Origin of the sequence: Streptomyces sp. NPDC017225, from assembly GCF_044331465.1 — a bacterium.
Lineage (GTDB): Bacteria > Actinomycetota > Actinomycetes > Streptomycetales > Streptomycetaceae > Streptomyces.
The window spans coordinates 627,601-647,393 of record NZ_JBIRNE010000002.1 but is presented as its reverse complement, the minus strand read 5'-3'; the positions used below and the strand labels follow the sequence as shown (position 1 = coordinate 647,393).

General features: G+C 71.4%; 19 protein-coding genes. 4 read left to right on the top strand and 15 right to left on the bottom strand.

Annotated features, from left to right (window positions below):
* Positions 1-32: 32 nt before the first annotated feature.
* The 15 genes from ACH4NX_RS06605 to ACH4NX_RS06535 form a co-directional block, all read right to left on the bottom strand.
* Positions 33-482 carry a hypothetical protein gene (locus tag ACH4NX_RS06605; protein WP_351390760.1) on the bottom strand — a complete coding sequence of 150 codons (450 nt, stop codon included), beginning with the start codon at positions 480-482 and terminating at the stop codon, positions 33-35.
* A gap of 95 nt (positions 483-577) precedes the next feature.
* On the bottom strand, positions 578-1,840 hold the full coding sequence (locus ACH4NX_RS06600; protein WP_398126825.1) for a lytic transglycosylase domain-containing protein: 1,263 nt from the start codon (positions 1,838-1,840) through the stop codon (positions 578-580).
* 40 nt (positions 1,841-1,880) lie between these two features.
* Entirely contained in the window at positions 1,881-2,690 is an 810-nt protein-coding gene (locus tag ACH4NX_RS06595) for a hypothetical protein (RefSeq protein ID WP_398126826.1), read from the bottom strand.
* Positions 2,691-2,716: 26 nt separating this feature from the next.
* Positions 2,717-3,265 (bottom strand): nuclear transport factor 2 family protein, encoded by a 549-nt coding sequence (locus tag ACH4NX_RS06590; protein WP_351390769.1) that lies wholly within the window; start codon positions 3,263-3,265, stop codon positions 2,717-2,719.
* A gap of 26 nt (positions 3,266-3,291) precedes the next feature.
* Entirely contained in the window at positions 3,292-4,044 is a 753-nt protein-coding gene (locus tag ACH4NX_RS06585) for a hypothetical protein (RefSeq protein WP_351390772.1), read from the bottom strand.
* Positions 4,041-4,559: a hypothetical protein gene (locus ACH4NX_RS06580; protein WP_398126827.1), complete on the bottom strand. Its 519-nt coding sequence runs from the start codon at positions 4,557-4,559 to the stop codon at positions 4,041-4,043. The genes ACH4NX_RS06585 and ACH4NX_RS06580 overlap by 4 nt, the downstream gene beginning before the upstream one ends.
* Entirely contained in the window at positions 4,556-5,845 is a 1,290-nt protein-coding gene (locus ACH4NX_RS06575) for an MlaD family protein (protein WP_351390777.1), read from the bottom strand. Before ACH4NX_RS06575 ends, ACH4NX_RS06580 begins: the two co-directional genes overlap by 4 nt.
* Entirely contained in the window at positions 5,842-7,020 is a 1,179-nt protein-coding gene (locus ACH4NX_RS06570) for an MCE family protein (RefSeq protein ID WP_398127159.1), read from the bottom strand. The genes ACH4NX_RS06575 and ACH4NX_RS06570 overlap by 4 nt, the downstream gene beginning before the upstream one ends.
* Before the next feature lie 152 nt (positions 7,021-7,172).
* A complete protein-coding gene (locus tag ACH4NX_RS06565) occupies positions 7,173-8,198 on the bottom strand; it encodes an MCE family protein (RefSeq protein WP_351390779.1) in 1,026 nt (341 codons plus the stop codon).
* Positions 8,198-9,298, bottom strand: a complete 1,101-nt coding sequence (locus ACH4NX_RS06560) for an MCE family protein (RefSeq protein WP_398126828.1) — start codon at positions 9,296-9,298, stop codon at positions 8,198-8,200. The genes ACH4NX_RS06565 and ACH4NX_RS06560 overlap by 1 nt, the downstream gene beginning before the upstream one ends.
* On the bottom strand, positions 9,295-10,371 hold the full coding sequence (locus ACH4NX_RS06555) for an MCE family protein (RefSeq protein WP_351390783.1): 1,077 nt from the start codon (positions 10,369-10,371) through the stop codon (positions 9,295-9,297). The genes ACH4NX_RS06560 and ACH4NX_RS06555 overlap by 4 nt, the downstream gene beginning before the upstream one ends.
* Complete coding sequence (locus ACH4NX_RS06550) at positions 10,368-11,621, bottom strand: MCE family protein (RefSeq protein ID WP_351391318.1); 1,254 nt, start codon at positions 11,619-11,621, stop codon at positions 10,368-10,370. The genes ACH4NX_RS06555 and ACH4NX_RS06550 overlap by 4 nt, the downstream gene beginning before the upstream one ends.
* A 10-nt stretch (positions 11,622-11,631) precedes the next feature.
* Positions 11,632-12,438 (bottom strand): ABC transporter permease, encoded by an 807-nt coding sequence (locus ACH4NX_RS06545; protein ID WP_351390786.1) that lies wholly within the window; start codon positions 12,436-12,438, stop codon positions 11,632-11,634.
* 4 nt (positions 12,439-12,442) lie between these two features.
* A complete protein-coding gene (locus tag ACH4NX_RS06540) occupies positions 12,443-13,207 on the bottom strand; it encodes an MlaE family ABC transporter permease (RefSeq protein WP_398126829.1) in 765 nt (254 codons plus the stop codon).
* A complete protein-coding gene (locus tag ACH4NX_RS06535) occupies positions 13,204-14,259 on the bottom strand; it encodes an ATP-binding cassette domain-containing protein (protein ID WP_351390789.1) in 1,056 nt (351 codons plus the stop codon). The genes ACH4NX_RS06540 and ACH4NX_RS06535 overlap by 4 nt, the downstream gene beginning before the upstream one ends.
* Before the next feature lie 742 nt (positions 14,260-15,001).
* On the opposite strand from ACH4NX_RS06535, the gene ACH4NX_RS06530 reads away from it, so the two are divergent.
* The 4 genes from ACH4NX_RS06530 (at position 15,002) to ACH4NX_RS06515 (ending at position 19,746) form a co-directional block, all read left to right on the top strand.
* On the top strand, positions 15,002-15,634 hold the full coding sequence (locus ACH4NX_RS06530; protein WP_351390792.1) for a hypothetical protein: 633 nt from the start codon (positions 15,002-15,004) through the stop codon (positions 15,632-15,634).
* 116 nt (positions 15,635-15,750) lie between these two features.
* A complete protein-coding gene (locus ACH4NX_RS06525) occupies positions 15,751-17,343 on the top strand; it encodes a DUF6801 domain-containing protein (RefSeq protein WP_351390794.1) in 1,593 nt (530 codons plus the stop codon).
* 30 nt (positions 17,344-17,373) lie between these two features.
* Positions 17,374-18,324, top strand: a complete 951-nt coding sequence (locus tag ACH4NX_RS06520; RefSeq protein WP_398126830.1) for a hypothetical protein — start codon at positions 17,374-17,376, stop codon at positions 18,322-18,324.
* Positions 18,325-18,537: 213 nt separating this feature from the next.
* Positions 18,538-19,746: a helix-turn-helix domain-containing protein gene (locus tag ACH4NX_RS06515; RefSeq protein ID WP_351390797.1), complete on the top strand. Its 1,209-nt coding sequence runs from the start codon at positions 18,538-18,540 to the stop codon at positions 19,744-19,746.
* The last annotated feature ends 47 nt before the right edge of the window (positions 19,747-19,793 follow it).

Genomic DNA, 19,793 nt, shown 5'->3' with positions numbered 1-19,793 from the left:
TCGTCACCGGCTTCAAGAGGCCGCGGGCCGAGTCACTTCAGGGTGTTGGTGCTCTCGTGGGTGGCAGTCGTCTCCAGTGCATGTGGCACGACCACGATCTGCACGTCGTCCTCGTAGACGACCCGTCCCGGGTCCGCGGAACGAAAGGCCCGACAGTCGACGCCATGCGCGGACAGGATCTCCAGACAACCGGAGACGCGAGCGAGGAGATGAGTGGCTGACGGCTTGAACCATGCCGCCGCACCGGGGTTGATCTCGTCGTCGTAGACGTGAGGGTCGACGGCCGAGGGGTCGGTGTACGCCGCGTCGTACCACCTGTTGTTGCGGCGGCGGAAGATCTCCTGCTCGTCCGTCAGCTTTCCCTCCCTCGCCAGGTTGTTGACGAGCCCGAAAACGCCGGTGAAGTGACCTCGGCTGTTCCGGTGCGGCGATTGGAACCGCACGTACCGGACGGCCTCACTGTCGCTGTCGATCATTCCCATCAGCACATCTTCCCACCGCTCACCTCATGGTCCATGGGGAGGAAACCCCCGAAAGGGGGACGGCCTCGTTCCGGGTCTGCAAGGAGCCGGTGCCCTCAGGTCGGGCAGGTCGGCTCGTCCTCGGGGGCAATCGGGTCGGCGATGGGCGAGGCGCCGGTGTCGGGAGAGGGACTCGCCGAGTCGGAAGGACAGTTCTGCGGCGTGGACGGGTCGGGGGCCGGCGAGGACGGTTCGGTGGGGCTCGGTGTGGGCGAGGGGTCCGGTGTCGGGGACTCGGACGGGGAGGGGTCCGGTGACGGGGCGGGGTCGGGTTCCGTCGTGGACGGGGACGGCCGGGGTGACGGCGCCGGCGGCACCGAGCGCGTGAGAGAGGGGGACGGGGTGGGCGTCGCGGGGTCGGGGCCGACGACGATGCCGTCACCACCGTCCTTGCCGGTGTCCCCACGGCCGCCCTGGCCACCGGCGCCCCCGCGGCCGCCCTTGTCGACCGGCTCCGTCGCCGCGGTGTCGCCGCCTGCTCCGGGAGACTCCGGGATGACGCCCTTGCCGTCGGGCACGGTGTGCACGCCCCTGCGGTAGAAGTCCAGCCAGTGGCGGACCAGGTTGAGGTAGGAACGCGAGTGGTTGTAGCTGAGGACCGCCCGGTCCAGGTCGGCGGCCCGGCTCAGGTCGCGGTCCCCCGCGCACAGGTAGTGCCCGGCGGCCAGGGCCGCGTCGAAGACGTTGTTGGGGTCGCTGCGGCCGTCGCCGTTGCCGTCCACGCCCCACCGCGCCCAGGTCGACGGCAGGAACTGCATCGGCCCCACCGCCCGGTCGTACACCGTGTCGCCGTCGTGGGCGCCGCCGTCGCTGTCCAGGATCAGCGCGAAGTTCCGGCCGTCGAGCGCCGGGCCCGTGATCCGGCCGAGGGTGGTGCCGTGCCTGTCGACCGCGCCGCCGCGCGCCTGCCCGGACTCCACTTTGCCGATGGCGGCGAGCAGTTCCCAGGGCAGCGCGCAACCAGGGTCCGTCCGGTCGACGGACCTTTCCGCCGCGCGGTAGGCGCGCAGCACGGTGCCCGGGATGCCGGATTCGGCACGAGCCCGGATGACCTGCCCGGCGCGCGGTGGTACGTCCGGGGAGACCAGTGGCGGGAGTTCGGTGTGGTACGAACCGTCGTCGGGCGGGGCGAGTTCGGCGTACGGGAGGCCCGCGGCCGGGGCGGGGTGTTCGTCGGGAGCCGGACGGGCGCTCTGCTTCTGCGGGATGCCGGGAGCCTGGGAGGCGGTGAGCGCCGCCACCGCGGTCACGGCGACGGCGGTGGCCCGCAGACCCTGCCGGGTCCGGGCGGGTACGCGTCGAGCGCGGTGTCTGGGCATGGTCTGTCACTCCCTGGTGGTGGTGAGGCGCGTACGGGTTTCAGCGGCCGAAGGTGTCGATGCCCGAGACGAGCCAACGCCCGTCGCGTCGTTCGACGTCGACGGCGAACATGGCCCCGGCGTAGGTGCCGTCGTCCTCGGCCTTCTTGTCGCCCGTGGTGCTGACGCTGCTCTGGTCGGCATAGACCAGGATCCGGGCCCGGTCGCCGTCGACGCGCTCGACCGCGCTGTCGGTGACCGTGGTGGTGATCACCGCCTTCTGCTTGTCGGCCTGCGTGCGTATGCCGCCGAACAGGTCCCGGTGCTGGGTGACGGCGCGTCCCGTCAGCCACTCTTTCGCGGCCTTGTCGAGGGCGTCGGGGTCGGCGTGGTCGTACGAGAAGAGCGCGGCGACGGCCTTGGTCGACTGGCCCTTGATCTCGCTGGTGCGGGCGGTGTCGGAGAGGGCGGTGTTGCGTGCTGCCGGGGTGTCGCGGAGGGCTTCGGCCCGGGCGTGCGCCCAGCCGGCGAAACCGCCGAGGACGAGGGTGAGCAGGCAGAGGCTCACGAGGGTGATGCGGGAACGGCGGACCGCGGGTGGGCGCCGGGTGGCCCCGGCCGGTCGGTCCGTGTCCTCTCCGCTCGTGAGCGGCACCGTTCGGGCAATCGCCGTGCGACCGGGGAGGGTGTGCCGGGTGCGGGTGGGGCGTGGCTGGTCGCGCAGTTCCCCGCTCCCCTGGAGGGCGTCGGTGCCGGTCGGGCCGCGCCGGGTTCCGCGTCCCCGGGGTGCTTCGGTGGCGGCCGGGATGCGGGGGGTTTCGCGGGCCTGGCGGCGGCGTGCGTTGTTCAGGTGGTGGCGGGTCGTCGGCATCGTGTGTCGTCCTCTCTCGCGGCCGGTCAGCCGGCCGGTGTGCCGCCGACCGGGGCCTGGCCCAGGGCGCTGAGCTTCCAGTGGCCGTCGGTGCGGGTCAGTTCGCCGAGCATGCGGCTGTCCTTGTCGGTGCTCGCGTCGCCGGGCGCCTTCACCGTCACCCGCAGGGCGACCAGCACTCGGGCCCGGCCGGCCCGGTCGTCGAGTTCGGTGAGCGCGCCGGACAGCACCTTCGCCGTGGTCACGGTCTTGGCGGTCTTCACCTGTGTGGTGAACTCGTCGCGTCCTTCGACCAGTTGTTCGTGAAGCTCGCCGGTGGTGGAGGACTCCCAGAGGTCCAGGCCCCGGTCGACGCTGCGGTGGTCGAGGGTGTTGAGGTTCTGCACGGCCTGTTCGCCGGCGGAGAGGGCCGCGTCGCGCTGCTCGGCGTACGCGACGGTGTCGTCGTGGGCCGCGTCGTACCAGTCCCAGCCCGTCCACCCGGCGAAGCCGCCCGCGATCAGGGTGAGTGCGAGGGCGAGGGCCGTGACCGGCAGCGCCCGGAGCCGGGCCGGTGCGCTGGTCCCGCGTTTCATCCGTGTTCCCCTCTTTCCGCGCCCGCTCAGCGGGTCCTGATGTCGACGATCCGCCACTGGTCCTTCTCCCATCGCGCGGTCACCGTGAGCTGGGCCGCCGCGGAGGTGGTGCCGGCCTTGCCGCGGTGTGAGATCTGGTCGAGGAAGACCAGCAGCCGCGCGCTGTCACCGTCGAGTTCGATCACTCCTGTCCGTACGGCCTGGGTGCTGAGGGTGACGCGCTGCTCGGCGAGGTCCGCGCGGATCCGGTCCATCAGCTCCGTGTACTGGCGTTCCGCCCGCCCCGCGAGGACGGACCGCGCCGCACGCTCCGTGGTCTCCAGACCGTCCGGCGTGTACGAGAAGACGCGGGCGAGGGCGTTGCCGACGTCGCCGGCGACACGGGTGGTCGCCTCGGCGTCGGTCAGCGCGTGGTTCTCGGCGGACGGGGTGGTCCTCAGCTGGTGGGCGCCGTAGAAGAACCCGCAGCCGGCGAAGACGAGCAGTGCGGCGCCCAGGGCGGGGACGAGGCGCCTGGCGAGGGCACGCGGGTGCCGGCCACCGCCACGGGTCCGCGACGGCTCCTCCGGCGGGGCCGTCCGGGCGGGTTCGGCGTCCGCGTCGATGCCGGGCCGGTCGTCGGTTCCGTGCTCCGCCCCGGCGTCGGCGCCTGGGGCGTGGCCGGCGTCGGTGCCTGGTTTGGGGCCGACCCCGTCCCGTTCGGTGGCCGTCCCGTCCTCCGTCACCTCGCCCGGGCCGGTGGCGGCCCGGGCCCGTCCGAGGTGCAGCAGCCGTGTCATCGGCTCTCGTCCTCCTCCGCCGTCCGCGCGAGCGGTACCGCGCTCAGTGCCTTGACCTTCCACTCCCCCTCGCCCGTGCGGGCCAGGACCGCCTCCAGACGCTTGCGGTCCGTGGTCGGCGCCTTCGCCCCGGCGGGTGTGACCTCGACGCGCACGGTGGCGACGAGCTTGGCGGTGCCCGCGCGGGTGTCCAAGGCGGTGAGCGCGGCCTCCGTGACCGTGCCCCGCGCCGAAGCCCCTCCCTCGGGGGCGGTGTTGCCCAGTTCCTCCCGCAGCGGGCCGGTCGAGGCGGCACGCCAGTCCTGGATGTCTGCCCGCGCCCGCTCCCGGGACGAGGCGTCGAGGGTGTTGAGGACGGCGAGTCGCTCGCGTCCGTCGGCCAGCGCCGCGTCGCGTTCCCGGCCGTACGCGAGGGAGTCGTCACCCCGTGCCTGTGCGTACGTCCACGCCCCGGTGCCGCAGAACGCCAGCGCCAGTGCCAGTCCCGCCCCGGTCAGGACGCGCGCCCGCCTCATCGGCCCGCCTCCGCGTCCGCGCCGAGCAGCCCCGGCAGGCCGGTCACCCGCGTACCGCCCGTGTCCGGCAGGGCCAGCGCGCCCGGCAGGGGTGCGGCTGACTTGGACGGGGCCGAAGCGGTGCTGCCCGTACTGCCCGAGGGCAGGGAGCCCGGCTTGGCCGGGTCGGGGAGCGCGCCGCCCCGGGGCGCGTTGGCGGAGCCGCGTACGTTGACCCCGCTCGCGGCAGGTGCCGTGCAGGAGGCGCCGGTGTTGAGGGCGGGGGCGGTGCCGAGGTCCAGGCCGGTGCGGTACCGGGTGCCGGCGTAGCCGTCGGTACAGGGCAGGGGCTGGAAGAAGGTGACGGCCAGGCCGAGCTTCATCTTTCCTCCGTCGACGGCGGTGGCGCCGGCGGAGACGGCCGCCGGGTACTTCACGAGGAGTTCCTCGATGCCGCGCTGGCGGGTGACGGCGACCTCGGAGGTGGTGAGCAGGTTGGCGAGGACGACGCCCAGACTGGGATCCAGGTCCCGGAGCAGCCCGCTGACCTGGGTGGCGGCGTCCGGTGTGACGGTGAGGAGCCGGCGCAGGTCCGCGTCGGAGCCCTTGAGGGTGCGGGCCAGTTCCGTGGCGCCGTCGGCGAAGCCGCGGATGGCCTCCGCCTCCTCCGCCTGGGTGCGCAGCACGGTCTCGGCGTCGGTGAGCAGGCGGGTGGTGGTGGGCAGGTTGCGGTCGGCGGCCTCGATGAAGGCGCTGCCGTTGTCCAGCAGCACCTGGAGGTCGTCGCCGTGCCCCTCGAAGGCCTTGCCGAACTCGTCGACGACGGTGCGCAGATCCTCCAGCGGCACTGACCGGGTGAGGTCGTTCACGCTGGTGAGGACGTCGGTGACGGGGGCGGGGACCTCGGTGTCGGGCTGGGCGATGCTGGTGCCGTCGGCGAGGTAGGGGCCGGCGTCGCTCTCGGGGCGCAGGTCGATGTACTGCTCGCCGACCGCGGAGAGCCCGGCCACCACGGCCCGCGTGTCGGCGGGGATGCGGGGCGCGGACTTCTTGATGCGCAGCTGGGCGACCACCCCGTCGGCGGTGAGGTCGATCGGGCCGACCCGGCCCACCGAGACGCCCCGGTAGGTGACATCGGAGTGGGTGAACAGTCCTCCGGTGCGCGGGAGTTCGACCTTGACCGTGTAGTAGTCGGCGACGCCGACGTACCGGCCGAGGTCGGCGTAGCGGATGCCGAGGAGGCCGAGGGCGAGGACGGCTATGAGGAGGAAGGCGAGGTTCTTCAGGCGTACGGCGAGGGTGATCATCCCTGTGCGCCTCCGTCCCCGGGGTCGCTGGTGGGTACCGGTACGGAGGGCAGGGGCAGCGGTGCCGACGGGGAGGCCGCGGCACCGGGGCCGGCGTCCGACCGCTTTCGGGGTGCGGTGTCCCGCTCGCTCCGCGCCGCGGCGGTGGGCGAGGGAGTGCTCTGCGGCACCAGGGGTGGGATCACCTGGGTGCCGGGGGTCGCGGTCATGTTCAGGTACACGTTGAGGTAGTCGCCCTTGACGCCCTTGAGCACCTCGTCGGTGAACGGGTAGGTGAGCAGCACCTGGAGGGAGTCGGGCAGGTCGGTCCCCGCGTCGGCGAGGGCCTTCAGGGTGGGGGCGATGGCTTTGAGGTCGGCGACCATGTCGTCCTTGCTCGCTTCGACGGTGGAGACGGCGACCCCGGACAGCGTGTCCAGGGAGCGCAGCATGGTCAGCAGGGAGCCGCGCTGTTCGTTCAGGGTCTTCAGGCCGGGCGAGAGGTCGGTCAGGACGGTTTTCACGTCGTCCTTGCGGCCGGCGAGGGTCGCGGCGAGCCGGTTGACGCCGTCGAGGGCGTCGGTGATGTCACCGCGGTGCTCGTCGAGGTTCGCCACGAGTTCCTCGACCCGTTTCAGCATGGAGCGGACCTCGGGTTCGCGTCCGCCGAGGGCCTTGTTGAGTTCCTGCGTGATGGTCTTGAGCTGGTTGACGCCGCCGCCGTTGAGCAACAGGGACAGCGCGCCGAACACCTCCTCGACCTCGGTGTTGCGGCCGGTGCGGGAGAGCGGGATGACACCGCCCTCACCGAGTCTGCCCCCGGCGGTCGACTCGGCCGGGGCGACCAGTTGGACGTACTTCTCGCCGAGCAGGCTGGACTGTTCCAGGCGGGCGCCGGCCTGGCGGGGCAGCCGGACGTCGCCGTTGATCTCCATGGTGACGCGGGCCGACCACTTGTCGCCGTCGAGACGGATGGCGGTGACCCGGCCGACGGCGACGTCGTTGACCTTGACCGCGGCGTGCGGCACCAGGCTGAGGGCGTCGTCCAGTTCGGCGGTGACGGTGTAGGGGTGCGGGCCGAGGTCGGCGCCGCCCGGCAGGGGCAGGTCCTCGAGGCCGTCGAAGCGCGGGACGGTGGCGGAGAACGCGCCGACGGCGAGGGCGAAACCGAGACCGAGGGCGAGGAGGCCGCCGATCCCGGCGCCGGCGGCGGCACCGGTGCCGAGCGCACGCCGCCGTACTGTGCCGTGCGGGTCCTCGACGCGGTCCGCCTCGGCGGTCTCCACCTGGTCCGCGCCCGTGGAGTCCACCGGCTCGGGCGCCCTTCCCCGGCGCCGCACGACGCGCTTCACCGCTCCCCCTTCCCCGCGCCCGAGGTCGTTGAGCCTCCGGTCGCCGGCAGGGGCAGCAGCGGGCCGCCCATGCTGATCTCGTTGAGGTTGGCGCGGCCGTCGATCATGCCGGTGTCGGGGTCGTAGGCGCCGACGAGGTTGTCGGCGGCGAGCGGCGCGACGTCCAGGGCCTCGGCCAGCGAGGCGCGCCGGCGGACCAGGGTCTGGGTGATCGGGACGAGCCGTTCGACGTTCTTCTTCAGCTCGCCGCGGTTGTCCTTGATGAAGGTCTTCACCTGGCCGAGGGCGGTGCCGAGTTCCTCCAGCGCGCCCGCGAGGTCGTCCTTGTTGTCGGCGAAGTAGCCGACGACCGTGTCCAGCCGTTCCTGGGCGGTGCGTACGTCGGTGTCCTTGTCCTTCAGCATGGTGGTGAAGGTCTGGAGGCTGCTGAGGGTGGCGAACAGGTCGTCGCTGGAGCCGTCGAGGGTCTTGGTGGCCTTGCCGAACTCCTCGATGCCCTCGCCGATGGCCTCGCCGTTGCCGTCGAGGTTGGCGGCGCCGGTCTTCAGCAGGTCGGACAGGGCGCCGGAGGAGTTGGCCCCGTCCGGTCCGAGTGCCTTGCTGATGTCGGTGATCGACGCGTAGAGCTGGTCGATCTCGACCGGGGTGCGGTTGCGGGAGGCGGGCAGTACGGCGCCGTCGGCGAGGGCGGGTCCTGAGCGGTGGGCCGGGGTGAGCTGGACGTAGCGGTCGGCGACGACGCTCGGCGCGACCACCAGTGCCCGCGCCGACTTCGGTACGCGTACGCCCTCGTCCAGGGCCAGCTCGACCCGTACCCGGGTGCCCTGGGGGTCGACCGACTCCACCTCGCCGACGCGGACGCCGAGGATGCGCAGGTCGGATCCCGCGTAGATGCCGACGGCGCGGTCGAAGTAGGCGGTGATGCGGGTGCCGGTGGAGTCCAGGGCGCGGACCGCGGCGAGTGAGGCGGCGACCACGGCGAGGGCGATCGCGGTCGCGAGGAGTTTTCTGCGCTTGCTCATCACTCACCGCTCCCCCGGGCCGCCGCCGGCTGCTTGGGCGGCATGCACGATGTCTCGGGCTGGGACTGTGCGGGCAGGTAGTCGCGGGGCACCACCCCGCACAGGTAGCTGTCGAACCAGCGGCCGTTGCCCAGGGTGCTGCCGACGAGCCGGTAGTAGGGGCCGACCAGGGCGAGCGTCCGGTCCAGCTGGGTGCTGTTCTCCTCCAGGACGGTGGTGACGCGGCCGAGCGCCTTCAGTGTGGGGCTGAGCTGCTTCTCGTTGTCGTCCACCAGACCGGTCAGTTCGGTGCCGAGGTCGCGGCTGCCCTCCAGCAGGGCGGTGATGGCGTCCCGGCGGTCCTGGAGTTCGCCGAGCAGTGGCCCGGCGTCCTCGATGAGGGTCTCGAAGCTGGACTTCTTGTCCTTCAGCGTGTTGGTGAACTGGGCGCTTCCCTTGAGGAGTTCGGACAGTTCACGGTCGCGCTTGGAGACGGAGCGCGACAGGTCGGACAGTCCGGTGGCGGCCTTGCGGACGTGCGGCGGCGAGTTCTCGAAGGTCTCCGAGATCGTCTCGAAGCTCTTGGCGAGCTGCTGGGTGTCGATTGCGTCGACGGTGGAGCCGAGGTCCTGGAACGCCTGGGTGACGTCGTACGGCGAGGTGGTCCGGGTCCGCGGGATGCGGTCGCCGGGGTCCTGTTCCGCGGTGCCGAGCGGGTCGAGGGCCAGGTACTTGTCGCCGAGCAGGGTCTTGATGGCGATGGCGGCGGTGGTCCGGTCGCCGATCCAGGCGTCCTCGACCTCGAAGGTGACCTTCACCCGGTCGCCGTCGAGGGCAACGCCGGTGACATCACCGACCTTGACGCCGGCGACGCGTACCTCATCGCCCTCGTCGAGGCCGGCGGCCTCGGTGAAGTCGGCGGTGTAGGCGGTGCCGCCGCCGGTGAGGGAGAACCGGTCGGCGTTGTAGGCGAAGACGGTGAGCAGGCCCAGCAGGAGCAGGCCGACCAGAGCCACGGCGACCGGGTTGCGGTCCTTGACCGGCTTCAGGCGCGGCGGGCGGGAGCGGTGGGGGGCGGGGTCCGGGGTGTCGCGGCGTTCGGGCCGCTGCAGCAGGGTCATGCGCCGCACCTCGCTTCGGTGACCGCGATACCGGTGGGCGGCTTCGCGCCGGTGGAGGTGGTGACGCCGTCCACGCGGGCCTCGCAGAGGTAGAGGTTGAACCAGGAGCCGTAGGAGGACAGGCGGCCCAGGGCGGTCAGCTTGGCGGGGGTCCGGTCGAGGAAGTCCTCGATCTGCGGGGCGGCGTCGCCGAGGTTGCCGGAAAGCCGCCCCAGTTCGCGGATGTCCTTCTTCAGGGGCGCGCGCCCCTCTTCGAGGAGGCCGGCGGTGACGGTGGTCAGGTCGCCCATGGCGGCGACGGCCTTGCCCAGTGGCTTGCGGTCGTCGTTGAAGCCGGTGACGAGCTGCTGGAGGGTGTCGACGAGGTCGTCGAAGTCGGCTTCGCGGTCGTTGAGGGTGGTCAGGACCGTGTTGAGGTTCTTCACCACCTCGCCGATGACCTCGTCCTTGGCGGCGACCGTCGTGCTGACGGAGCCGATGTGCCGGATGAGGCTGTCGACCGTGCCGCCCTCGCCCTGGAGAACCTGCACGATGGAGCCGGCGAGTTCGTTGACGTCCTTCGGGGAGAGGCCCTCGAAGAGCGGCTTGAAGCCGTTGAAGAGCAGGGTCAGGTCGAGCGCGGGCGCTGTCCGGTCGAGGGGGATGGTGTCGCCGGCGTCGAGGGCGCCGGTGAGGTCGCCGCTGCCCCGGTCCAGGGCGATGTAGCGCTGCCCGACCATGTTGAGGTACTTCACGGCGGCGGTGGTCGACGCGGGCAGGGTGCGGTCGTCGCGGACGGTGAAGGTGACCTGCGCGGTACGCCGGTCGACGACGCGGACGTCGGTGACCTCGCCGACCTCGACACCGGAGATGCGGACGCTGTCGCCGTCGGTGACTCCGGTGGCGTCGGTGAACAGCACCTTGTAGGTGAGGCTGTCGTCACCGACGCCGGTGCCGGAGACGCTCAGCCCGAGGACGGTCGTGGCCAGTGCGGTGACCACCAGGAAGGCGAGCGACTTCAGCAGCGGTCCGGTCAGCGGTCGGCGGCGGGTGTGGGCGCTGCGCCGGGGGTCGGCGGTACGGCGGGGCGTCATCGCAGGGTCACCTCCGTGCCACGCAGCGCCGGGCCCGCGAGGAGGCTGCTCCACTCGGGAAGGTCGGCAGGGGCCTTGCCGGTGGCGGGTGCGAGGAGTTCGTTGACGAGGTCGTTCTCCTGCGGGGAGTTGGCCGGCCCCAGGTCCTGCTCGGCCGCCGCGGGCACCTGTACGGCCGGTCGCGCGGCGACGCCGAGGTAGGGCACGGGGTAGCAGCGGGGCCCGCCGCCGGCGTCGTAGGAGGGGGTGTCGGTGCCGGGGCGGTAGGCGCCGCGCGAGGGCACGGTGGTGACATCGACGCGCAGGCCGGGGCGGTCGGTGCCCTTGCCGAGGGCCTTGTCCATGGCGGGGACGAAGTCGGCGAGGGTGCGCAGGGTGCAGGGGAAGGACGAGGAGTACTCGGCGAGCAGTTCCAGGGTGGGCCGGGAGGAGGCGGAGAGCCGGATGATGTTGTCCTTGTTCTGCCGCAGGAAGGCGGTCATGTCCTCGGCCGTCCTGGTGGTGGCGCCGAGGGTGCCGGCCAGCTCGCTCTCCTTCTCCGCCAGGGTGCCGCTGGTGGTGGTGAAGTCGGTGAGGGCGGTGAGGATGCCGGGGGCGGCGTCGGCGTATATGTGGCTGACCTTCACGAGCTCTTTCAGGTCGCGGTTGAGGGTGGGCAGGTGGGGGTTGAACTCGCGCAGGTGTGAGTCGAGGAGGGTGAGGGTCTCGCCGAGCCGGTCGCCGCGTCCCTCCAGGGCCTGGGAGACGGCGGAGAGGGTGGCGGAGAGCTTCTGCGGCTGGACGGCGGTGAGCACGGGCAGCACGTTGTCCAGCACCTGCTGGAGTTCGACGGCGCTCGCCGAGCGGTCCTGCGGGATGACGGCACCGGCGGCCAGCGGGCGTGCGGCGGGCGAGGGGGGCGGGACGAGGGCGACGAAGCGTTCGCCGAACAGGGTGGTCGGCAGCATCTGGGCGCGCACGTCGGCCGGTATGTCACCGAGGGCGCCGGGCCGCAGGGCGAGGGTGAGCCTGGCGCCGTCGTCGGTCGCCTCGATCTCGCGGACCTCGCCGACGACGACGCCGCGCAGCTTCACCTCGGCGCCCGGGTGCATCTCGTTGCCGACGCCGCCGGTCTCCACGACCACCGGGTCGGAGTCGGTGAACTGCTTGTCGTAGACGGCGACCGCGAGCCACACCAGCAGGGCGGGGACCACCAGGAAGACCACTCCGGCGAGCCTGCGGCGCACTGTCGCGCCTCGCGTCGTGTTCACTGCGGTCACGTCACCCCGCCACCTTCACGGTCGTGGTGGCGCCCCACAGGGCCAGCGACAGGAAGAAGTCGGTGACGCTGATCAGCACGATGGCGTTGCGCACCGACCGGCCGACGGCGACGCCGACTCCGGCCGGGCCGCCGGAGGCGCGGTAGCCGTAGTAGCAGTGGGCGACGATCACCATGACGCTGAAGATCAGCACCTTCAGGACGGAGAGCAGCACGTCCGTGGGTGACAGGAACAGGTTGAAGTAGTGGTCGTACGTGCCCCGGGACTGGCCGTTGAAGAGGACCGTGACGTAGCGGGAGGCCAGATAGGAGGAGAGCAGCCCGATCGCGTAGAGGGGGACGATGGCCACGACGCCGGCGATGATGCGGGTCGTGACCAGGTAGGGCAGGGAGCGGATGCCCATGCCTTCGAGGGCGTCGACCTCCTCGTTGATGCGCATGGCGCCGAGCTGGGCGGTGAAGCCGGCGCCGACGGTCGCGGAGAGGGCGAGCCCGGCGACGAGCGGGGCGATCTCGCGGGTGTTGAAGTACGCGGAGACGAAGCCGGTGAAGGCGGCGGTGCCGATCTGGTCGAGTGCCGCGTACCCCTGGAGTCCGACGACGGTTCCGGTGAACAGGGTCATCGCGATCATCACGCCGATGGTGCCGCCGATGACCCCGAGGCCGCCGGTGCCGAAGGCGACCTCGGCGAGCAGGCGCTGCACCTCTTTGAGGTAGCGGTGCAGGGTGCGCGGGATCCAGAGCAGGGAGCGTACGTAGAAGAGGAGTTGGTCGCCGGAGCGGTCGAGCCAGACGAGCGGGGAGGCCACTGACTCAGCCTCCCTTCGGCGGTACGAGCTGGAGGTAGACGCCCGTCATCACCATGTTGACGAAGAAGAGCAGCAGGAAGGTGATGACGACGGACTGGTTGACGGCGTCGCCGACGCCCTTGGGGCCGCCGCGCGGGTTCAGGCCCCGGTAGGCGGCCACGACCCCCGCGATGAAGCCGAAGACCAGCGCCTTGAGTTCGCTGACGTAGAGGTCGGGCAGCTGGGCGAGGGCGGAGAAGCTGGAGAGGTAGGCACCGGGAGTGCCGTCCTGGAGGAACACGTTGAAGGCGTAGCCGCCGAGGATGCCGACCACGGAGACCAGACCGTTGAGGAGGACCGCGACGCCCATGGTGGCCAGGACGCGGGGCACCACCAGGCGTTGCACGGGTGAGACGCCCATGACCTCCATGGCGTCCAGTTCCTCGCGGATGGTGCGCGAGCCGAGGTCGGCGCAGATCGCGGAGCCGGCCGCGCCCGCGATGAGCAGGGCGACGATGAGCGGGCTGGCCTGCTGGACGACGGCCAGCACGCTGGCGCCGCCGGTGAAGGACTGGGCGCCGAGCTGCTGGGTGAGCGAGCCGACCTGGAGGGCGATCACGGCACCGAACGGGATCGAGACCAGGGCCGCGGGCAGGATCGTGACACTGGCGATGAACCAGAACTGCTCGACGAACTCCCGGAACTGGAAGGGGCGTCGGAAGATCGCGCGGGCCACCTCCGCGGCGAGCGCGAAGAGCCGGCCGGTCTGCCGCAGGGCGCCGGTGATCATGCGCCGCTCCCGGTGGTCGGCATCGGGAGCGTCGCGGCGTTGGTGCCGTGCGCACCGGGAGCACCGTGGGCGTCGGGTGTGCCGGGTGTGCCGCCGGCGGCGTACGTGCGCTCGATGGCGGCGCGGGCGGCGGGCGGCAGCCGGTCGAGCATGGCCAGGACCCGCTCCCGGCGCCGGGTGACGGCGCGGCGCGGCGGAAGTCCGGGGGACGGCTCCAACTGCGGGATGATCTCCCGTGTACGGTCGGCGCCCGCCGGTGCCGCGGCCTCGGCGGCGAGAGTGGCGGCGTCCTTCTCCTCCGACATCCCGATCGGGCCCTCTCGGCGGCCGGCCAGGAACTGCGCCACGACGGGTTTCTCGCTGGTGAGGAGCACCTCGCGCGGGCCGAAGGTGACCAGTTCACGCCGGAAGAGCATGCCCATGTTGTCGGGAACCGTGGCGGCGATGTCGAGGTTGTGGGTGACGATCAGCATCGTCGCGTCGATCTGCGCGTTCAGGTCGATCAGCAACTGCGAGAGATAGGCGGTGCGGACGGGATCGAGCCCGGAGTCGGGTTCGTCGCACAGGATGATCTGCGGGTCGAGCACGAGCGCTCGGGCGAGTCCGGCCCGCTTGCGCATGCCACCGCTGATCTCCCCCGGCAGTTTGCCCTCGGCGCCCAGCAGTCCGACGACCTCGATCCGCTCCATGACGATGCGGCGGATCTCCGACTCCTTCTTCCGGGTGTGCTCGCGCAACGGAAAGGCGATGTTGTCGAAGAGAGACATGGAACCGAAAAGGGCGCCGTCCTGGAACATGAGCCCGAACTTTTTCCGGGTCTCGTATATATCCCGTTCAGGACTGTTCACCATGTCGACGCCGTCGATGAGGACACGGCCGCGCTCCGGTTTCAGCAGTCCGATGAGCGACTTGAGAAATACGGTCTTCCCGGTGCCGGACGGACCGAGCATGACGCTGACCTCTCCGGCCGGCAGAGTGAGACTCACGTCCTGCCAGATCTTCTGTCTGCCAAAGGACTTGGTGAGACCCTCGACCACCACTTCGATTCCCATATCACCTCCAAAGAGGGTGAGGCCGGCGTGCACCGCGGAGCGCACGTCAAGCCGGTGCACGGTTCACTGACAACAGGCGGGTCGCCGGGCTCCGCCGCCCTCTTCGTTCTTTGTCACCGCGCAGACAAGACCCGTCGTGGACCATGTCTGCCAGGTGCGGAGCAGGGCCGCGCGGCTCCCCGGGGGGAGGGCAGCCGCGCGGCCCTGCCGACGGATGTCCGCCCTGAAGGAGGGCAAGGCCGGAAGTCATCCGTCGCGCCTCCTAGGCATGGGGGGCACCCACCAGGAGATCAGCGCCGCATTCGGCACGCTACGGCCGAGTAACCTGAGGGGGCAAGAGAAGGATCCGAGTTTCCCGAAGGATTCGGTTCGGCCACCACGACTTTGTCAGCGCGGCGACAAACAGCCGCCTTCCTCTTGTCACTCGGTGAGCAATGCGGGCCCGGACGGAGGCCGGGGAACAGTCTCGGATCCCTCCGGAGCGGTCCGGCGCCGGCCCCGGCGGTGACGCCGCCCTTAGCAGTGGGTGAGTAAGCCGGACGCCGGACTGCTCACCTGGGGAACAGGTATTTCCACTTCTTCAAAGAATCATGGTCGGCGCCATTGTTCGCCTAAGTTTCCCGCGAGTAACGTCATGGCTCGCGGTCGAGATCTCACGAGCCGCGGACCGCCCGTTCTTCCGCCCCACGGTCACGGGCGCGATCCCCTTCTGCCGGTCAATTCCCAAGGGAGTCCCCACCTCATGAAGAAGCCCCTGACAAGAATCGCCGTCGTGGCGGGCGCGAGCGCCGCCGCCTTCGGCATGGCCGTCGCCCCCGCCTCGGCCGTCCCCTCCACCGTCTGGACCGTCACGCCGTCACCGGCCAACTTCACGGCGACCAACAGCGGGAACATCGTGCTGACCGCCAACATCCCGATGACGTGTACGACGTCCAGCGCCTCGGGCACGATGGCCAGCACGACCGGCAACCCCGCGACGGTGGCCAACATCAACGCCATCAACTTCGGCACCAGCGCCTCACCGTGCACCAGCGTCCTGGGCAACGTCACGACCACCGCCACCACTCCCTGGACCGTCGTCGCCCAGGACTACACCGCCTCCACCGGTGTGACCAAGGGCTACGTCGGCAACGTCAAGGCGAAGGTGACCGCCGGCGCCTGCGTGTTCAACGTGCAGGGCAAGGCCACCGCCACCTACACCAACTCCAGCGGCATCCTCGCGGTCACCAGCGTCAGCGGCGACCTGTCCGTCACCTCCGCCTCCGGCTGCGGCACCGTGGTCACCACCGCCACCAAGCCCACCTTCAAGGGCAACTACGCGGTCAAGGTCGCGGGCACCAGCACCATCCCGAAGATCGTCGGGAGCAACCCGTAAGCAGGGCACGGCTCGCCGCCGCCCGGCCGGTGACCCCGGCCGGGCGTGCGTGCCGCCCGCCCGCGGTGACCGCCGCCGGCCACCCGGACCGTGGAACGACCCGAGCGGAGTGACAGATGACAGGCCCCCGCAACGCCGTCCGGCGGACGGCCCGCAGCCGCGCCCGGAGCGCGGTGATCGCCGCGTTCGTCGTGCTGGCCGCCACCGTGCCCGTGGCGGCCGGGGCGGCCGGTACGCAGGAGATCGACGCCGCGCTGCCGTACGTGTGTCTGTTCCCCTCCGGGGAGCATTCCGCGACGGTACGCGTATCGGCGGGCCTCCCTGAACGGGTGGCGGCCGGTGAGCCGATCGAGCCCGCGGAGGTGAGCACGACCGTCGAGCTTCCGGAGCCGGCGGTGGCGGACCTCGCGGCGCTGGGCGCGGCCGACGTACGGGCAGCGACCCGGCTCGCGGTCGGCCTCACCCAGGGCGAGGCCACCGCGGAAGCGACCTGGCGCGGCGATGCGGAGCCCGCGGCCCTGCCCGCGACCGGCCCGCTGACTCTGACCGCGACGGGGAACGTCCCCTCCGTGACCGGACAGGGCTCGGGCGAACTGACCGTGACCGCGGCCGGCTTCGCGCTCGACCTGTCCCTGACCACCGCGGACGGCGGCGCCACCGACCCCGCCGCGGTGACCGTCGACTGCGCGCTCGCCGAGGACGCCCCGGACGGGGGCCGACTGGCCACCGTCCGGGTCGGGACCGACGAGGCAGGCGGCGGCACCGAGGCCCCGACCGACTCGCCGTCCGAGGCGCCCTCCGCCTCCGGCACGCCGGGCGAGCCCGGCCCGGACCCGGAGGAGGACCCGGCGGACCGGCAGGGCGAGCGCGCCCCGAAGGCCGGCGAGCCCGCGCCGGGCGGTGCCGCCGGTGAGCGCGCCGCGCCGACCTGCAAGTACGACGAGAAGTACCCGGCCGGACCGATGTCGCTGAACGCCTACATCACCGGCTACTCCAATGTGAACAAGCTCGACGGCGCCGCGCTGGTCCCGCCGTACTGCACGCTCATCACCCAGGGCGAGCCCCAGTTCGAGTTCTTCCCGGACTTCAGCGGCGCCACCATCACCCAGCACTCCACCGCCGACCTGTGGCACCAACAGCGCAAACAGACGCCGCCCTTCGAGGCGACCTTCCTGACCTTCGACTTCACCCCGACCACGGCCACGATGGTGCTGGAGCAGACGGGTCCGATGACCATCGACTCGCACGGCACCACCGACTTCATCTTCACCAGCACGGACACCTATGTCCGGGCCCCGGTTGTGCTCCGGGTGACGTCCCTCAAGGTCAACGGCACCCCGCTGGACGTCGGGACGCAGTGCCGGACGAGAACGTCCCTCGCCTCCCCGGATCCGGAGCCGGAGAAGTACCCCGGCGACCACCTGGTCCTGCACGGCCGGGGCGAACAGACCACCGGCGAGACCGCCACCGGCTACCTGCTGCTGTCCGGCGGCCCGCTGACCGGCGAGGTCACCGTCCCGGCCTTCACGGGCTGCGGCACCGCCGGGGGCGAGAACCTCGACCGCCTGCTCACGGCCTCGGTCTCAGGTCCCGGCAACTACGTCAAGCAGATCCAGGGGCAGGCCTGCTTCGTCTCGGCCGAGGTGCTCAACCCGGACGAGTGCACCGAGGACGGCCAGCCCCTCAAGATCCCCGTAGCCGAACGCTGATCCCCTCCCACCCCCGATCCGGAAGGCCACATGATGCGGTTCTCCCTCGGCGCCAGAGTCGCCACCACCGCCACCGCCCTCGGCACCGCCCTCGGCGCGTTCGCCTCCATGGGCACCGCCACCGCGGCGGCAGCCGTACCGAACGGCGAGTGGGCGCCCTTCACCCGCTGCCCCGTGGACGCCCCGGCGATGCTGGCCTCCGACGGCCTGGCCCGCACCCCGCAGTGCGTGGTGTCCACCTCGCCGAACGGCTCCATCAAACTGGGCAAGACCACCGTGACCACGGGCCGGACCAACCTCCAGATCGGGGTCGTCCAGAACTCCGACGGCACCAGTTCCGTGGTGGCCCCTCCCGGGGGCGCCCTTGTGGCCGACTCCGCGACCGTCCCCGGCGGACTGCTGGGACTGATGTGCCCGAGCAACATTCCCGCGATCACGGCCATCTGCGAGCAGCTCAGCAACAGCACCCTCAACAAGATCACGGCGACGGTCGAGTCCGTCGGCGCCCCCTACGCCTTCGACCAGACCGCCGGTATCCTCACCGACCAGCCGATCGTGGCCCTACCGGTCCGCATCCACCTGCAGAACCCGTTCCTCGGCAGCAGGTGCTACATCGGCACCGCGGCCAACCCCATCGTGCTGCGCCCGGAGAACCGGCAGTTCCCCGAGTTCGGCATGTCGTTCTTCCAGAGTGACGGGACGGTCGCCGATGACGGCGAGATGAGCCGCATCAACCTCATCGGGGCCACGCAGAACGACAGCACCTTCGCCGTGCCCGGCGCCAGCGGCTGCGGGCTGGGCCTGTTCGGCCTGATCGACGCGGCGGTCAACGCCAAGACCGGGCTGCCCTCCGCCGCCGGGAACAACAGCCTGACGCTCAACAACACCCAGACCCACCTCGCCGGCCTGAACGCCCCCGGAACCTTCGCCCCCGACGCGGGCAAGCGACTCTCACAGAACTGGCACTCCGCCGTCGACTAATGGCCGCGCGACGGCGATTCTCAGCCGTCCCGGCAGCGTTGTCACGTCCCACCGCATCGAAATGTGCACAGACTGTGTACGTCCCACCGAACTTGTCTTAGCTTCAGCAGCCCAGACACGCGTACCTCAAGTCCGGTCGTGTGTCCCTTCCGTGAAGGACGAGGGACACACGACCGGTGCACCGTGGGCACCGGAGAGCAAGGGACGGCACTCATGCCTTCAACCACGCGACCGCCTGAAGTCGGTGAGCCGCTCGAACCCCTCCCCAAGGAGTTCGCCGCCTTCATGAGACCCGAGTTACCCGGCCTCATGAAGGAGATCGGCGCCGAGGTGACCAGGGCCTACCCCGTCTACGGACGCCTGCTCAACGGCCCGAACGCCGCCGCCATCCGGCAGGGCGTCGAGCAGGCCCTGTACGCCTTCGTGGACCGCGTCGCCGACCCCGGCAAGAACGCGGTGCTACGCGACGAACTACTGCGCAAGTTCGGCCGTGTGGAAGCCTATGAGGGCCGCGAACTCGACACCCTCCAGGGGGCGTACCGGCTCGGCGCCCGCATCGCCCTGCGCCGCGCCAAGGCCCTGGGCCGGCAGTACCAGCTCTCCCCCGCCCTGATCCTCGCCTTCGCCGACGCCCTTTTCGCCTACGTGGAGGAACTGGAGCGGATCTCTCGCGAGGGCTACGTCGAAGTGCAGTCGCGCGCCTTCTCCGAGGTGCCGGCGCGACGCAGACGGCTGCTCCACCTCATCCTCGCCGCTCCCCCGCTGCCCCAGACGCTCACCGGGCTGTGCGAGGCCGCCGCCTGGCACCTGCCCGCCGACGTCACCATGGTCGCCCTGCGCTCACCGGTCCCCGAACACCTGGAGGCAGGTCTGGCCGACGACGTCCTCTTCGACCTGGACATCCCGCAGCCTCATCTGCTGGTGCCGGGAAGCCTCACCCCGGAACGCCTGGCCATGCTCGAAGCCGCCCTGGCGGGCTCCCACGCCGTGGTGGGGCTGACCGTGCCCCTGACGCAGGCGGCCGATTCCATCCGTTGGGCACGCCGCGTCCTCCACTTGATCGACGAAGGAGTGGTGGCCGGCGCTCCCGTGGTCCGCTGCGAAGACCACATGGTGACACTGTGGCTGCTGTCGGACCCGGCTCTCGTGTCCCACATCGCGGCCGGGGAGCTGGCTCCGATCGACGGTCTGCCGGCCAGCCGCCGCGACCGTCTCGTGGAGACCCTGCGCGTGCACGTCTCCACGCGGGCGCCGGCGGAACAGGTCGGCGAGCTGCTGGGGGTGCACGCCCAGACCGTCCGTTACCGCTTGCGGAACCTGGACTCGCTGCTGGGCGACCACCTCACCGACCCCGACCACCGCTTCGCCCTGGAGGCCTCGCTGCGCGCCATGCACCTGCTCTCCCGCGACGCCGGCGAGTAGGCACCGGCCCGGAGAGCGCACACCGGCGTTCTCCCGGCCGCTCGTGC